Annotated in this window: 13 protein-coding genes and 1 pseudogene; 6 read left to right on the forward strand and 8 right to left on the reverse strand. The window is 59.3% G+C overall.

All coding sequences use genetic code 11. From position 1 onward, the window contains the following. Positions 1-132: 132 nt before the first annotated feature. Positions 133-324 carry a hypothetical protein gene (locus tag ACS8YF_RS18230; protein WP_440851539.1) on the reverse strand — a complete coding sequence of 64 codons (192 nt, stop codon included), beginning with the start codon at positions 322-324 and terminating at the stop codon, positions 133-135. A 154-nt stretch (positions 325-478) separates the two neighbouring features. Here ACS8YF_RS18230 and ACS8YF_RS18235 point away from each other — a divergent pair, with 154 nt between their 5' ends. The 3 genes from ACS8YF_RS18235 (at position 479) to ACS8YF_RS18245 (ending at position 3,887) form a co-directional block, all read left to right on the forward strand. Continuing rightward, positions 479-2,035: an alkaline phosphatase family protein gene (locus tag ACS8YF_RS18235; protein WP_440851540.1), complete on the forward strand. Its 1,557-nt coding sequence runs from the start codon at positions 479-481 to the stop codon at positions 2,033-2,035. Between the two features lie 748 nt (positions 2,036-2,783). Then, entirely contained in the window at positions 2,784-3,074 is a 291-nt protein-coding gene (locus ACS8YF_RS18240) for a group II intron maturase-specific domain-containing protein (RefSeq protein WP_440851541.1), read from the forward strand. Between the two features lie 258 nt (positions 3,075-3,332). Beyond that, positions 3,333-3,887: an antitoxin Xre/MbcA/ParS toxin-binding domain-containing protein gene (locus tag ACS8YF_RS18245; protein WP_440851542.1), complete on the forward strand. Its 555-nt coding sequence runs from the start codon at positions 3,333-3,335 to the stop codon at positions 3,885-3,887. A 346-nt stretch (positions 3,888-4,233) separates the two neighbouring features. On the opposite strand, the gene ACS8YF_RS18250 is transcribed toward ACS8YF_RS18245, so the two are convergent. The 4 genes from ACS8YF_RS18250 to ACS8YF_RS18265 are packed head-to-tail and all read right to left on the reverse strand — an operon-like array spanning position 4,234 to position 7,292. Continuing rightward, positions 4,234-5,694: a sensor histidine kinase gene (locus ACS8YF_RS18250; protein ID WP_440851543.1), complete on the reverse strand. Its 1,461-nt coding sequence runs from the start codon at positions 5,692-5,694 to the stop codon at positions 4,234-4,236. A 19-nt stretch (positions 5,695-5,713) separates the two neighbouring features. Beyond that, positions 5,714-6,412, reverse strand: coding sequence for a response regulator (locus ACS8YF_RS18255; RefSeq protein ID WP_440851544.1), 699 nt, complete (start codon positions 6,410-6,412; stop codon positions 5,714-5,716). After that, on the reverse strand, positions 6,387-6,983 hold the full coding sequence (locus ACS8YF_RS18260; RefSeq protein WP_440851545.1) for a cytochrome b/b6 domain-containing protein: 597 nt from the start codon (positions 6,981-6,983) through the stop codon (positions 6,387-6,389). The genes ACS8YF_RS18255 and ACS8YF_RS18260 overlap by 26 nt, the downstream gene beginning before the upstream one ends. A 21-nt stretch (positions 6,984-7,004) precedes the next feature. Then, entirely contained in the window at positions 7,005-7,292 is a 288-nt protein-coding gene (locus tag ACS8YF_RS18265) for a PepSY domain-containing protein (RefSeq protein ID WP_440851546.1), read from the reverse strand. 194 nt (positions 7,293-7,486) lie between these two features. Between ACS8YF_RS18265 and ACS8YF_RS18270 the strand changes: the two genes are divergently transcribed. Continuing rightward, positions 7,487-7,966, forward strand: a complete 480-nt coding sequence (locus ACS8YF_RS18270) for a rubrerythrin family protein (RefSeq protein WP_440851547.1) — start codon at positions 7,487-7,489, stop codon at positions 7,964-7,966. Between the two features lie 760 nt (positions 7,967-8,726). Here ACS8YF_RS18270 and ACS8YF_RS18275 read toward each other — a convergent pair. The 3 genes from ACS8YF_RS18275 to ACS8YF_RS18285 form a co-directional block, all read right to left on the reverse strand. After that, positions 8,727-13,658 carry a hypothetical protein gene (locus ACS8YF_RS18275; RefSeq protein WP_440851548.1) on the reverse strand — a complete coding sequence of 1,644 codons (4,932 nt, stop codon included), beginning with the start codon at positions 13,656-13,658 and terminating at the stop codon, positions 8,727-8,729. 11 nt (positions 13,659-13,669) lie between these two features. Further along, positions 13,670-13,822: a hypothetical protein gene (locus ACS8YF_RS18280; RefSeq protein WP_440851549.1), complete on the reverse strand. Its 153-nt coding sequence runs from the start codon at positions 13,820-13,822 to the stop codon at positions 13,670-13,672. A gap of 722 nt (positions 13,823-14,544) precedes the next feature. Further along, positions 14,545-14,766, reverse strand: coding sequence for a helix-turn-helix domain-containing protein (locus tag ACS8YF_RS18285; RefSeq protein WP_440851550.1), 222 nt, complete (start codon positions 14,764-14,766; stop codon positions 14,545-14,547). A gap of 129 nt (positions 14,767-14,895) precedes the next feature. Between ACS8YF_RS18285 and ACS8YF_RS18290 the strand changes: the two are divergent. Then, positions 14,896-15,111, forward strand: a pseudogene (locus ACS8YF_RS18290) (hypothetical protein); the annotation flags it as partial. Between the two features lie 94 nt (positions 15,112-15,205). After that, the coding region (locus ACS8YF_RS18295) for an Arm DNA-binding domain-containing protein (RefSeq protein WP_440851551.1) at positions 15,206-15,743 on the forward strand (538 nt) is incomplete at its 3' end.

Below are 15,743 nucleotides of genomic sequence, written 5' to 3' on the forward strand. Positions count from 1 at the left end.
CGAAAAAAACGGGACGCAACGTCCGGCACGCGACAAACAGGTCACGCCGCCGGGGCTCAGTCCGACAGACTCCTAGGGCGCTATTTCAGCAGCGCCCTAGACCGGCGATGCTGACGACTTCAGGCGTCGTTTCTAGTGCTGAAAGCTCATCTGCGACAGGCTGTGGGCGGCACAGAAGGCCGCCTGGCTCTCCGCCCACTTCCTGATCTTGGTCATCCGATCGGCCTGCATCGTTGCGTCTGCAGGCTCGCTGTTCACGCGGGTGACATGTCTGGTGGGTTGTCCTTTTTTGCCGGGCATCATCAAGCCGTCATGAGCGTTCATTAGCTTCTCAAGTCTGGCTAATGCCAGGTGGTATCGGTCGCGGACTGGTGTGTCGGCCTTGGGCGCGCCTCCCTGCTTGCTGGACGGCGCCGAGGTCAGAGGCCCGTTCAGAGCTCGCGAAGAGCCGCAACAATAACTGCCATTGGGGAATTCAATGACGCATCCAGTGAATATGAAACTGTCGTTGGGCAGCGCGGCCCTCGCCGCGTGTCTGGCCGCCACGCCTGCGTTCGCGCAGCATGAACACAATCGTTTCGACCATGATCATTCGAATCAGCAGGGCCAGACGACGACGCCGATCAAGCATGTTGTGGTGATTTTCGACGAGAACATTTCCTTCGATCACTATTTTGGGACCTATCCGAAAGCAAAGAATCCAGCCGGCGTACCCCAGTTTCACGCACGAGCGGATACCCCGTCCGTGAACGGCTTGACGCAGGAATTACTGACCAATAATCCCAACAAGGCCAACCCGCAAAGACTACCCCGTAGCCAAGCGGTGACCTGCGACAACAATCATGGCTACAAAGCTGAGCAGAACGCGTTCAACGGCGGGCTAATGAACAAGTTCGTGCAGTCCACGGGCTGTGGCGGCGGGTCGACGGTGATGGACTATTACGATGGCAACACTGTCACAGCGATGTGGAATTACGCCCAACATTTCGCGATGAGCGATAACACTTTCGACACGACGTTCGGGCCTTCCGCTGTTGGTCATATCAACCTCATAAGCGGCCAAACCCACGGCGCGATACCAGCCAATGCAGGCGGTGTTGCCAACGGCACCGTCATAGGCAATCCGTCTCCGAAGTTCGATGACTGCGCTAACCCAAATAACCAGATTAAACTCACCGGGCAAAATATCGGCGATCTGCTCAACGACAAAAAAATCACATGGGGTTGGTTTTCCGGCGGGTTTAAGCCCACCGCGCGTCAAAAGGACGGCAGCCCGGTCTGCGACTCCTCACATATGAATATTGCGGGGGCCACGATTGACGATTACATCGCGTTTATTGAACCCTTCCAGTTCTACAAGTCGACATCGAACCCGGCTCATCTGCCACCGAGTTCTGTCCGGATGATAGGTCATTCCGACCAGGCCAACCACCAATATGATCTGGACGACTTCTGGAAAGCCGCAAAGGCCGGCAATATGCCAGCGGTTTCCTTTCTTAAGCCGAGCTTTTACCAGTCCGGACACGCTAGCGCATCCGACCCGTTGGACGAGCAGCATTTTCTCGTGCATACGATTAATCGTATTCAGCGGCTACCGCAATGGAAGCATACTGCGATCATTATTGCCTATGATGATTCCGATGGTTGGTACGACCATGTGATGGGGCCGATCATCAGCCAATCCAGCGACCCGATAAACGATACGCTCGACGGTTCTAAGCTGTGTGGCCAAACCAATGGGAAAATCTACGAAGATCGTTGCGGCTATGGGCCGCGTCAGCCATTGCTGGTGATATCGCCGTATGCGAAGACAAATTTTGTTGCGCATTCGGTTACTGATACCAGCTCGATTCTCCGCTTCATAGAAGACAACTGGCAGACAGGTCGCATCGGGAACCAATCATTCGACGCCAAAGCCGGCAGTTTGGAGGATATGTTCGCCTTTGGTCATGAGCATCGCGCGAAAACGCTGTTCCTCGATGCAAAGACGGGGGAAGTGGTACATGGCAGGACTCTACACAGAGAGCAATGGTAGGGGGACGAGTCGCAGTCCGAGCGCCGGGGTCAAAGCCACGCAAATCAGAAATAGATGCTCTTGTCGCCATATCATTGAACGACGGGCGTACTAATTTGTAGCGATGACTTGAATCGTCGCCAACAGCACTGCTGTTGACCGCCCAAAGCGCTGCCGCGCTGAGGATTCCCTCCACGGCCTTCGACACCATGGATTGACCTGCCCGTCCTCAACGCTCGTGGGTTACGTTGAGGACGGGATCGTTTCCAAGCAGAGCCACATTGAGCAGGGCGGGTCAGGGTCGAGTTTAGCGTTTACGTCGGTCTGGATGTCCACAAGGAAACGATCGCGGTGGCTGTGGCAGCCGCTGGTCGCGCCGAGCCGGTTTACCGTGGCGAGATTGCCAATACGCGGACGGCGCTCAATCGCCTGATGCACAAGCTGTCGCCGGATGGTGAAGTGCTGGGTGTGTGCTACGGAGCCGGGACGGGCGGCTACGGCCTGCATCGTCAGTCGCGCAGATGGGCCGCGACTGTATCGTGGTCGCCACCGGTTTGATGCCGCGCCGTGCCACGGATCGGCTCAAGACCGACCGGCGCGATGCGCTGAATCTGGCGCGCCCGCATCGCGCCGGTGGGGTCCCCCTGCCGGGAACACGGCCGCCCGAGCGGCCTTGAGCCCGGCATGGTCATCCGAAACGAAAATGAATCGCCGTGGCTGGTTATTCTCGGGATTTCATCCGGCCGTGAGCCCACGATCGCTCAAGCGAATGGGGGATGTCATCCGCGGGTGGCGGTTCCCGCGCCTGTCGGAACTGTCCCTGGATGATCTGGCACGGTGGCTCAATCCCACGATCCGAGGCTGTATCAATTATTACGGGTCTTTCTATCCCGGGTTATTGAAGCGCTTCCTGTGGCGCCTGGATCATCGAATTGAAAAATGGGCCTGCAAGAAATTTCGGCATCTGCGTGGATCGAACAATCGATCCCTGAAGTGGCTTGCCCGATACCGGGCACACCATCCGAGTTTGTTTGGCCATTGGGAGTTTGTGTACGGCTAAACCGCTGGATGAGAAGAGCCGGATGAATCGAGAGGTTCACTCCGGATCTGTGAGCGCCTGGCGGGGTAGTTCCGCTGGCGACTCCACCACTCCCGCGTTCATTGGTATTGCGGCCGATCACGAAGCCGGATAGCGGATCACCGCGGTATGATGGGCCGGCATGGATGGGATCTGCATTATGGAAGTGGATATGGTGACCCAGAACGTCATTGGATCGAGGCCCGGCCAACCGGGTGTCATCGCGCCGGGAGACACGGAATGAGTCGGCTGGCGATCAGGCAAAACCTGTTGCGGCTTGCGCGTCTGGCGGCTCGCCAGGTCGGCGTTGAGGACAGGGCCGAGCGGCTGATCAATATCGTGTGCGGGGCGTCCGCGCCTCAGCCGCAGCGACCCGAACCAAAGCGACCGGAGCCGACCACGGCGACCACGCGGACCAGGGCGGCCAGGCGGACCAAGGCGCCCGCGGTCGCCGCGGCGGCACCTGATGCCGCTGAACTGCTCAACGTGAACGAGTTCGCCGTCCGCATCGGGGTCAAGTCCGGCCAGACCGTTCGCAATCGCGTTCGGCGCGGCCAGCTCATCGGCTGGAAGGACTCCGATCTAGGAAGCTGGCGTCTACCGGCGGGCCAGCTCAATGCCGAGGGTCAACCCATCCTCGGACTCGCCGAAGTGCTGGCACGGTTTCCCGACCATGAAAGCGCCTGGCGCTGGCTCAACACGCCGCTGCCCGTGTTTGACGGCGCCACACCGCTGGCTGTGCTGGAAGGTGGCAACGCGGCGTCGGTCCACGACGCACTGCCACCCGACGCCTAGCTGGGTAAAGCCACCACATTGTTGGCGGTCATGCGCTGGCGACGGATTTCGTCCCAGCGGATCATCCAGGACGCCGGATCCGATCGCTGGTCGATAGGGTGTTTGGTCGTAACCGTCGGTATGGATCAAATCGCGGTCCGTTCGAAGCGCGATCCGATGCGGAGCCGGGCATCGATCGACAGCATCGCGACATGTTCCCGCAATTAGTTCATTGCTGACGGCGCGCTCGCAGTTTGCGGCGCAGCGCTTGCAGATGAAAGCCGGGCAGATAAAGCGCGGCGTTTGGCATGCGATATTATCGCTGTACTTGCCGCCACAGACCACGAGATTATCGCGCTGCGCAGCCTTAACTTAGCGCCATTCTCCTCTGACCTCGAGCTCTCGGGCCGTCACTTGGACGCTCCGGCGGGGACGGCTGCAAGTCATAATGTTCGCCCGACTGCGCGACGAACGTCAGCCTAACCAGCGCGCCACCATCAGCAGCGTCCTCTATTTCGAGACGCCCGCCATGCGCCTCGACGATCGTGGTCGCGATGGCAAGACCCAGGCCGGCTCCACCGGACTTCTCGCCAGTACCACGGTAGAATCGTTCCTTCACCCGGTGGCGACTGGCTTGGGGTATGCCAGGCCCATGGTCGCGTACCTCATAGCTGGGACCGGGACCGCTGGTCACCTCGATACCGGTATCCACGGGGGTGTGCACAAGCGCGTTTTCGGCAACGTTCCGCAACGCCCGAGCAATCGCCTCCTCGTGCCCTCTTATCTCGGGAGCGCCCTCGTCCGAATAATTGATGAAACGCTGGCGCGATAAGGCGAGCGGAACGAGCTCCCCGACGACGGTCTGGGCCACTTGCCCGAGATTCACCCTGGCCGCGTCCCGCTGAACGTTCAGCGACTCTGCCTGGGAGAGGTCAAGCAACTGCTCTACCAGTCGTCGCATACCGAGCGCGTCCCTGTGGAGACTTTCGCGGAACTGGTCATCCGGGAGTTTACGAATGGTAAGCAGCATGATGGCGAGCGGCGTGCGCAGCTCATGAGCCACATTCCCTGAAAAATCCCGGAGCATATGCATGGATCGCTGCACGCGTTCGAGCATATGGTTGGTGGATTCCGTAAGGGCCTGCAATTCCCATGAGTAACTCGACGAGGGGACTCTAGCGGAGGGGTCCGTGGGATCGACCTTGTTGACAGTCTCGGTGGTGTCGTTCAGCGGCTTCAATGTGCGCTTGACGACGCCGTAGTTGAAAAGCAGAAACAGCAAAGTGATCAATACAACTGGAAACAGAACATGGACGCGGATCTCGTTGAAGATAACGGGAATGAAAGGCTCGAAGCCCTGACCGAGGATCGCCACGCTCACCCACAGGGGATGTCCGTCCACCATGACACGCCGGGTTCCCGAGAGCAGAAATTGGTCGTTCAGCGTCTCGCGCTGCGTACGGATCTTTACGAAAGATGAAGGGGGCGTGTCGGCCCCCCGTAGATCCCCGTCGTTGTATCGTCCCACCACGCGCCCACGATGATCGTGTATCACGAATGCCCGTTGGGTGTTGCCTGAAAGTGGCCTCTTCAGATCGGGCGGAACGGAGAATTCGGCGCCAGGCGATGTCTGTCGCAGTTCGCTGGCTATCCTGTGGGCCTCCGCCGAGACCAGCAACTGGTCCAGCTCGTTCGGGCGGTGCGCATACATCCAGATCACGGCCCCCACCTGAATGGCGAAAAAAATCGCCGCCACGCCCCCCATGCGCAAGGACATCTTGAACAGGAGGGTCTGGCTGAAGCGTCGATCCTTGACGGACCTGTCCACTCTGGTCTCCGCGGATTTGTCAGGTCGAAACATCTTCGTGCTTCGATGTCTTCGCGACCAAGGCATAGCCGACGCCGTGCGCGGTATGCAGAACGACTGCAGCCCCGGCCTGCCTGAGTCGCTTTCGCAGCCTGGATACAGAAGCCTCCACGGCGTTCGGACTAACCTCGTCGGAAAGGGTATACAAGACCTGTTCCAGTCGTGCTTTGGGCACGACGTGGCCGGCACGGAGAATAAGACGCTCGAGCAGATCGAGCTCGCGGGGCGCCAGGCTGACCGGCTGATCCGCCACGCGGACCTCGCGGTTGGACACCTCAAACGTCACGTTAGCGAACGACAGGTTGGCGATAGATCCCGGCACCGAACGGCGCAGAAGCGCTCGACACCGTGCCGCGAGCTCCGGGATCTCGAAGGGCTTCACCATATAGTCGTCTGCACCGACGTCCAGCCCCGCCACCCGGTCGTCCAGTGCACCGCGGGCAGTGATCACTAGAATCGGGCAGGCGTCTTCGCGCCGCCTGTGCTTACGAACGAAATCCAGCCCGTCGCCGTCGGGCATTCCCAGATCCAGTAACAGCAAGTCATATGGCTGGGTGCCACACAATTCACCGGTGGCGCGCAGGGTTTCTGCCCTGTCGACCGTGAAGCCCTCCTCGCGCAGCGCATCCGCGAGCAAGAACGCTAGGCGCCGGTTATCTTCGACCAGCAGAAGTTTCATTGGCGTGGCCCGACGTAGTTGATGCGCGTTTGCGACCGGTAATCATTGCCAGAATCAGGTTCTCCCGGTGGACGAAGCTTTCCAAGATCGCCGCAAGCACATGGATTAAGGCTAGCGCAATAATCGAGTTAGCACATAGCATATGCGCGTTCTGAACCCACGCCACACCCCAGAACGCATCCAGCGTCTGCATCCAGCCTGTGATGCAGATGGCGGCAAGCAGAATCATCAATACGACCATCATGGCGCCACCGGCCGGGTTATGACCGATATAACGCGGGCTGCGTAATCGCAATGTTCGACCGAGGTGCCCGGCCACGATAGCCGGGCCCACTACGAATTCGCTGAACCGGGCGTAGCGGGAGCCTACGAAACCCCACAAGAGTCGAACTACTAAGGCGCTGAAGACTATGTAGCCCATATATCGGTGCGCCGTTTTGCCAGCCTCCAGAACAAAATAGTTGAGCGTAACGCCCGTTACCACGATCCAGTGGAACAGCCGCACTATTGGATCCCAGACCTTGACCTGGGCACGCGCGGGACCAGACATATCCGCCTTACGACGTTTCATCCTGGAGGCTCCCCATACTGGTCAGTCCACATTCTTCTCGACGACGCTGCCGTCGATGGGGTTGAAGTAGACCTCGGCGCGATGGCCGTCCCCGGTATAGCCATAGATCTCGTAGCAGCCACTCGCGGTCTTGCGGAAAATCTTTATCTCGCCGTAGCCCATTTGCTTGATCTTTGCCTTCATGGCTTTTTCGCTCAGCCATTTGGACTCGGGCTTGTCCGTGCATTGCGGGCTCGCCAACGCCGCGGTTGACAACGCCGTCATCGCCAGCAGCGACGCGGCTGCAATCACGCTCTTCCTCAAAATCATCGAAACGCTCCTTGGTTGATGAATGCAACCCTTGCTGTATTCGAGGATTACTATCGTTCTCCCAGCTGACGAAATCCTGACAGTCACAAAACTTTCATGCTCGGATCGATTGGCGGTCAGGTTTTCGTCAGGTCGCTCACTGAGACTCGAAATCTCCAGTCGAAACACCCTAACGGGCCAAATGGAGATTAATCATGAAAACATTGCGAAACGTTCTGTCGATTTCACTGGTGGCCGTCGGGCTGAGTTTTGTCAGCCCTGTATTTGCGGGTGACTCTCTGAATCCGCAGACGAAGGAGAACCTCATGCACGCGATGCATGGCGAAGCGTTTGCCCACCTCAAATACCAAGACTTCGCTGAAAAAGCACGGAAATCGGGCCATCCGGATCTCGCCAAGCTATTCCACCAGAACTCCCAGGTGGAGGCCTATGAGCATTTCGCCCGTGAGGCGGATGCCGCCGGCCTAGTTAAAAGCGACAAGAAAAACCTTCTCGGCAGCATGGCTCGTGAGCACTACGAAAATTCGCAGATGTATGTCAAATTCGCAAAACAGGCTGATAACGTTGGCGATCACAAGGTGGCCGGGGTATTTCGGCAAATCGCGGCCGACGAGGGCGATCACTACGCTTTGTACAAGCAGGCTCTGAAAAAGCTCAATAACGGCGAGATGTAATAAACGCCGCGACGGGGAAACGATCGCACGGCGGGCTCCGAGGCCCGCCGTGCGGTATATCCGCAGGGCAGCAGTAAAACTTCTCTATGCAGCATAGGCCAGCTCTCCTGGCATCCAGGACCTGTGAAAAGAATGCCGAGAAGGTGTTCTCGCGACTAAATAATCGGCGTCGGCTGAAACCGCCCCGGCAGGTCTGATGTAGCTGTCGCCACAGTATCAAGCGCCTGAAGCACGCGCCGAGCTGACTGAGCGAAGGACGTGGAATCCGTGCCCGTTCATCGGCCCATTTCTGAGGGCGCGATCGCAGCTTGCAACGGCGCGTTTGCAGATGAGAGCCGGGCAAATAAAGCGTGGCGTTTGGTATGCGACAGTATCGCCGCATCAGTCGCGTCAAACTACGGAATTACGCCGTCGAATTGGTTTAACTTGGCGCCATTCTGATCTTCCCGCTATTAGTCCCTATTATTTCGAAGCAATAGAATAACCCGGCACCAAAACTGGATCTTTTGCGCATCCATGAGCTAGAAAGAATAAGTGACCCTCTCCCCGATAACTGAGCAGCCAGACTTGGAAAAATCAGGCCTGTGAGTGACTCAGATAGTACTCGCGGGGCGTCGCGGTGCTTCTGAACTCTTGAGTTGGCGTGTGCCATGCCGGGCCTCCACTGCCGACACTATTGCGAGCGGCGGCCACTACACGTCATAGGGCAGGGCGTGAGCTCTCGAATTTCATCGTAAGACGATGGCTCGCCGCTCGCCCGTCAGTTGTGACGAGCCCAACTGATCGCGGCCGCGATCAGCAGCAGCAGGGACCGATCAGAGGGTGGCAGCTCGATTATCGCGGCGGTCGACTGCTGCCCGGTCGTGGTCGCTCTTTTATGACGTCGTACGGCATCGGCCAGGCCGATCGTTTCGTCGTCGAATACCAACTCCCGGCTGTCGGTGGGCAGTTGGCGCAATAGCCATCGACGCAGGGCTAAGCTGTCTAAAGAGCCCTGCTCCAGGGCCTGGTCGATACTGCGAAAGATGCGGCGTAAATCGTGAGCGCGGGGTATCCGGAGATGGCGGCGTGGCCTGATGCGGCGCCCGGTCAAATATCCGATCTGCAGCCCGCGATCCCGCTCGCCCAGGAACTCGACGATGGCTCGGTACCGATCGACCGTGATCCCCCAGTGTCCTGAGGCCGTGTACTCGTTGACGCCTTCGCGTACGGTCAACGCCACACAGGCGGCGAGCTCGCCCGATAGCTCGGACAAGTCCACCGGGTCAGGAGTGTCTGAGGGCTGCGCTTCGGGCGTGATGCGAACCCGACGATGCATCAGTGCCGGGATCCACTCTGGATTGAAGCGGTTCAGAAACGTGTCATTGTGACTGATATGTGTGCCGCCCTGGCGCCCACGCCATCGGTCGATATCACTGACCTTACGGCCGAGGAGCTTCGCTTCTGTTTGGCGAGTTAGACCAAGCCACGGGGTGGTCTGAGCATGTAATAGAGGCAGCGCATGCGCGTACCAGGTGAGCGTCGTAGTGGGGGTGCCATGCCCCAGCTGTTTCGCCAGATAGCGAAACTGAAGCCGTGCAGGCAAGCGGCTGAGCGGTTCGAGGCGGCGGCAAGTACCGTCGCTATGCGCGAGAGGCTTGAGCAATCTCATGGTTTGCGTCATCCGACTCGGATGGGTCGCCAAGACTGCGGCCGTGGCGGCGTTGTGACGTGCGATGTGCCCGCGTGCGCTGGAGCCGTCGATATGGGTTGAGGCGGCGGCTCGAAATCCGCTCGAAATCGTGCGCGCTATAGCCGGTACATCGGTACCGATATCAGGCGCCAGCAAAAGATCTCCCGTGTTCCCGATCCGTGAGCGTAGTCGCTCGAGCAACGCTTTCAGTTGTCGGTCGATCCCGCCTGCGATCGGCGCCACGACGACGCGTCGGCTCGATAGCGTCTTCAGTTGTCGTCGCTTGATCGGGTGCACATGGATCGACAACTGCTGGTTGTCGAGGGCGAAATCGCGCGACATCAGGCCGGCGACCTCGCTCAGTCGGAGGCCAGTTGCCATCTGAATGAGGGCGCCGGCTTCTCCGATGGTCGCGGTGTCTGCGGTCGTGTCGACTGAGAGCGTCGTGAGTGCACGATGCGTGGTCGACGATAGGGCCGACTCGATCGCGACGTTCTCTTCCTGATTCGAGAAGTAGCCGGGATGGCGTTGCGCGCTGAACGTCAGCCCATCGAACGCCCTCGACAGGTCAATCTCGACCCCGATGCGATCGAGTATCTCGGAAAAATGAGACGCTGCCGAGGCGACGGTACTGGCGCTCGCTCGCTGACCACCGGATCTCGATTCGACGGCGATGTGCCTGAGCGCTTGTTCCAGGTCGTCCGGATCCATGGCGTGGATATCTCCGGCGCCGAGACGACGGATCAGTCGTGTGCCGAGGGTGGTCAGGTAATCGTAGGCCGACCTATCTGCAAGACCGCGGTTTTGGCGCAAATAGATGACGAACGCAGCCAGCATCGAGATGAGGCTGGTCGATCCATAGCGGTCCTGCAGTTCCTGAGCACGCTCGATCAGACGGCGGCGATTGTTCGCGACATCGCGTCCCGAGGCGATGTCATGCGTCAGGCGCCTGAGCCGCCGATATTCAGCAAGGGCTTTCTTGCGATTGATTAGCGTGCCGCCTGCCGCGAATGAGGTGTTTGAAAGCGGGGGAACGGCGGGCGCTTCGACGCGTGACGAGAAGAGGGGGGCCAGCCGGCTCAGTAAAGGCCCGATGCTGTCGAGTACGCCGCGTTCCCAGGCACTGCGCGTGCCGGGAATATGACACTGACGGCCCAAGGCAATCAGCACCAAAACATCGTCAAGACTCGCTCCGGTATCTTGAGGCAGCAAGGTGCGGAGTTCCGGCTGCTCGGTCAGAGCTTTCTCGATCTGTCGCTGAGTCACCGGCTTTGAACGACAGCGACGAATGTACGAGAGGAGTGCGACGCAATCGCCGGTCAGGATCTGGCATTCTCCGTTCGGCTGTCGTGAGCCGCTTGGCCCGAGCGGTACTTCGGCAACCACGCCGGCGTCGAATTGCTCGAACGTGTGAAAGGGCAGCTCCGGATCCAGCAGGTGGCGCAGACGGGGAATCGTCGTGCCTGCGCCATAACTGGCCAGCAGTATCGTAGTGGCTGCCAGCGTCGAATCTTCCTCATCATGGCGCACGCCCCGATCGAGGGCCGCCAGCGCGGCGGCCTCTATGGCCAGCGCCCAACGGCACGCGTCGAAATGGAGCCGCGAAAATTCGTTATAGCTGTTATCCGGCGATTGCAATTGCGGCACGAACGGGCGTCGGCGCGTCCGCCTGTTCGATACCGTCTGGCGCCGACGGGCGAGCAACGCAGCCAGTTGAGCGCGTATGGCTTGCTGCACGCCCAACGGCTCGGCCTGCGAATCGGCGAGTAACTGCTGAATCGATTGCGGCTCGATCAACCACTCGCTGTCGTTTTCCGGCGCCGCATGGACGGCGAATGCGTCGACCCATTCGCCGCCGCGCTGGTACTCGGCCTCCGTCGGCTCTGGCAGCTTCAAGCCACGACGACGCTGACGCATTGTTTCAAGCCGCTTGTGTTCGGCGATCATCGTGTCGGCAGGCGGTGGCGCAAGTGCCGCTGGCGGGTCGTAGCGCCGGGCGACCCCGATCCGTCGGAATCCGAGCGCCTCCACGTAGCGCTGCACGTTGGCGGCGATACGATTGCCGAACGCCGCTGGCGAATCCGGGTCGCAGGCATCGAATGTCGAGTCTCCGATGCTATGGCCCATCTGCAGCGCGATATCGGACCCGGCAATGTCGAAGCGGTGCGCATTGCTGGCAAACAAATGCCGGATCAGCGGGAGGGGGATGGCCCACTGTGGCCACAATCTGGCCAGCGTGTTTCGGTCGAGTCTTGTCGTGTCGGCCGTCGCGGCTTCTGCATCACGTGCGAACCACAAAGGACCGGTGCCATCCAATGCCGCGCGAACCCGTTCCAATAACAAGGCGTCGACGTCTTTTCGGTCAGCCAGCAGGCGCTGGACGCGCTCGAGCTGGCGAAGATAGGCGTGCAACTGCTCGGTGAATAGGGGAGGCAGCACGCAAATTCGGGCGTCTAGTTCGGGTGTGGTGGACTTGTCATCGACCAGGCCCAAGCTCCACTGACCCATGCCGGCGTCGGAGACTAGGAAATCGCGACGGGTCATCGCGCCGATGGATGACGTGAATCGGTGGGCGGTGCAGACGCCAAAAAGGACGGCAAGATAGGCGCCGAGAGCATGAGTGCCTTCCACCACCTTTGCGAGGGGCGCCTTGTTCAGTCGGACCGAGTCTTCGGTTCGCGCGGTGATCGCCTCCACCGCTTCGCATGCTTTCTCCCATTGAATAGCGGCCCGCGGTGCGCCGATCAGGCGTCGATCGGGTAACGCGCGACTCTCAACCTGGATTCCCATGGCTTGGAGTGCGTCGCAGTATATGGACGTCATTCGGTGGGCCGGAGTAGCGTAGTAGTGTCCTGCCGCTGTCGAATGCTCGAGTGAAGAGCCCGATAACATTTGAGCGTCCCGCAGATGGCCGGTCTGCGCAAAAGTCTGAACCGCAAGTGTGTGAATGCACCGCGTCTCGGTAAACCGGGAACAGCTCTGCCGTAGCCGGTTTCGCAAATCCAACCATGCTCGCTGCCAGTTCTCGCTCTGCCCGAGGGCCGAGATTTCTTCGGATGTCAGACGTTCGCGCCATGTTGATAGAGCGAGTGAAAGCGGCGGAGGCAATGGAAGTTGTAGCCCCGCTGAGGTCGCCTCGAACCATTCCGAGGGGAGGTCGCGTAGCTCTGGCAGAGGTTGAATCGTGGTCGTCCAGGTCTCCGAAGTCAGATGCACCGCGCCAGCGACGGTACTCTCGATCCCCCGGGCGAAGTTCACCATCGCATGAAGACACTCGATCCGCCGTCGGCCCGTCAGCAGCATGAGCGATGCGCAAAGAGCCGCCGCCATATCCATGGGAGTCTCGTCCTGTGTGGATGCCAGGATCTCCATCAGGAGGCGCCATATGCTGCCGGCCTCTATGGTTGTGAGCGTGCGGTCCGTATCGGGCAGCAGAGCACCTTCCAGATGGTGCCGGGTCGCCTGCTCGAACTCGAATGTGGCGGATTCGAATCTGTCGCTGGATCCGACCTCGAGCGGTTCGTGTTCGTCTTGATAGAAATCTAGGGTGAACGCTCGTTGTAGGCCTTCCAAATCATCGGGCGGGATCTCATCTGCAGGCGGCGCGTCAAGCGAGCCGGGCGGTGTTCGGAAATCCTGGATACCGACCAGCCCCCCGGGACGAATCGTCTCCGGCGGGGTCTTAATCGCGACAGGCCCCGGCGTATGAGGTGTTCCTGGCTCATCAGGTGGTATTGGCCCCGCGGGAGGCTCGGTCGGCGGAGAGGTCGGCGGGATGCCTTTAGCTTTGGGAGTCGCTCCCTTTGCGGGCGTCAGCGCAGCGCGAGCGAAGCACTTCGGCGATTCGTCTTGTTCAACGAAGTAAGGAGAGACCAGTCGTTCGAATTCGTTCGCGTCGATTCCTGGGTGCCAGCGATCAGCCAGAGGTGGCGACGCGTCATGATCGAATTTTTTGGTGGGCTCGATGGTGAGGACATCACGGATACGTCGAGCTGCTGCCCGAGTCGCGGCGTCTCCCATCCTTGCGGTGATTACGCGAAGGAGAGTGGCGCGTAGTATGCCCAGCGCTGCGTGCTCGCCTCGGCGAGGAACGAGAGCACCGTGATAATAGGAAAGGCCCAGTGCACCTGCCATCGGGTGCATATTGCCTTGAGCTCGGGTTGGATCTCGGTGGAACTGGACATGAAAGGCCTCCGCTAGCTGTGCCAGCTGCGCGAGGCGCTCGTGTTCCTCGCGGGAGTACAGATCGGCGAGCAGATCGACCGAGCGCCGTAACTCGGTCGCGATGACCCGACCTTTCGGGACATATCCGTTGTCCAGTATTGCCAGGGCGGGGTGCGTCAGACGAGAAACGCGGACGCTGTGTTCGTTGGCGACGATTGGTATGCCGCAGTTCTGAGCGAAAGCCGCTATACGGTCAGTTTTCGGGGTTGGCGTTGAGCCCACGACATCGCCTTTTGCGTAGCCGAACCCGCGGCCTTAGTCAGCGACAATAGGCGTGATTCGGGGAATGACTACGCAAAAGAATAGCGTAAATACAATAAAAATTAAGTGATTTAGATCGATTTACGTCGACTGAAAAAAAATAATGGCATTCAAAACAATGACACTAATTTCGGCTACGAACCGCAGTCGGGAGTTCGAATCTCTCCGGGCGCGCCATCAGAAGAAGACCAGAAGCCGACGGCTTGTGGTCTTTTTTTTCGCGCTAACAATCGCTTAGCGCCTTTAGCGACTCCGTTTATCTAGAACGACTCGTTTAATACTCGCCGTTCCTTAGTGTGCTGCTTTACGCTCCGGGCCCTGTGCGGGCCAATCCAGGGCCAGTTCGAGGGACAGCTTGCCGCGTGTTATGCGCTGAATGACCGTAAGGCTATGGGCCTTGTGGCCGCACTGCTCGCTAACGCTACTCAGGAACTCGCTGCATTAATTCCTGTATCTCGCAGCCGAAATAAGCGCACAACCGATCCACGTTATCGGTACCCGTGTTGTAACCGCGCTCGTTGGCGATCTTGGAGAGGGTAGCTCTATGGATAGCGGTTTCCTTGGCCACTTCCGCCAGCGTAATGACCCGTCCCTCTTGGAATTCTTTTTCGGCAAGCAGTTCTTTGACCTTAAAGCGGATCACACTTAACGCTCCATACGTCGCGCAAACGCGACAAAAGATGTTGACAAGCGACACGCGGTGCGTAATATGAACATCAAGCGTCGCGTAAACGCGACGCAAGGCAGTTCTAAGCAACGTATGGAGCTTAACATGAACAATACCTACCTCACGACCGAAGCGTTGGCGGAACGAATCCACTATGACGTTCGAACGATTCGCGACCGGTTGAAAGACTCGGTGCTCATTGAGGGCAAGCATTACTTCAGGCCGTTCGGTGGCCGGAAGATCTTGTACATCTGGGAGGCGATCGAGCGTGATATGCGGCAGCCGCAACTCCAGGTTGAATCAACGCCAATTGCCGCGGGCGAGCATGACGCAAACCACGTCACAGAGGATGCGCAAGAACCCTCGGGCCATGCCACAAACTACGGCATCCCGATGGCTGGTGGGGGTGTCTGCAATGGTTAAAGTCAGAAATCGTGAAGACACCGGCAAGTTGTTTTTCGACTTCAAATATCGAGGCGTGCGGTGCCGTGAATACACGGCGCTTGATGATACGAAGGCGAACCGCAAGCGCATGAAGTCCGTTGCGGAGAAGATGGACGCCGAAATAACTCTCGGCACTTTCGAATACCGCCGATACTTCCCGGACAGTAGGCGAGCTGGTCGTTTCGATAGCGACACTTCCGACGCGTCGGCGAGCGATCGGGCCGCTACACCTCTCTTCAAAGACTTCGCCGACACCTGGTGGCGCGAGAACGAGATCCGCTGGCGTCGCAACACGCAGTTGGGCAACCGAGCGGTCCTGAACCGCCACCTGTTGCCCGCATTCGGTGACCGGCCTGTCAGCGAGATCACCAAGGCGGACATACTGGCCTTCCGCGCCGAGGTGGCACAGTGCGCCGGACGCTCCGGCAATGTCACGCTCTCGCCCAAGACCATCAATAACCTGATGGGCGTGTTGAACATGATCATGACCGAGGCGGCCGACCGCTTCG

Source organism: Salinisphaera sp. SWV1 (assembly GCF_052044155.1).
Lineage (GTDB): Bacteria > Pseudomonadota > Gammaproteobacteria > Nevskiales > Salinisphaeraceae > Salinisphaera.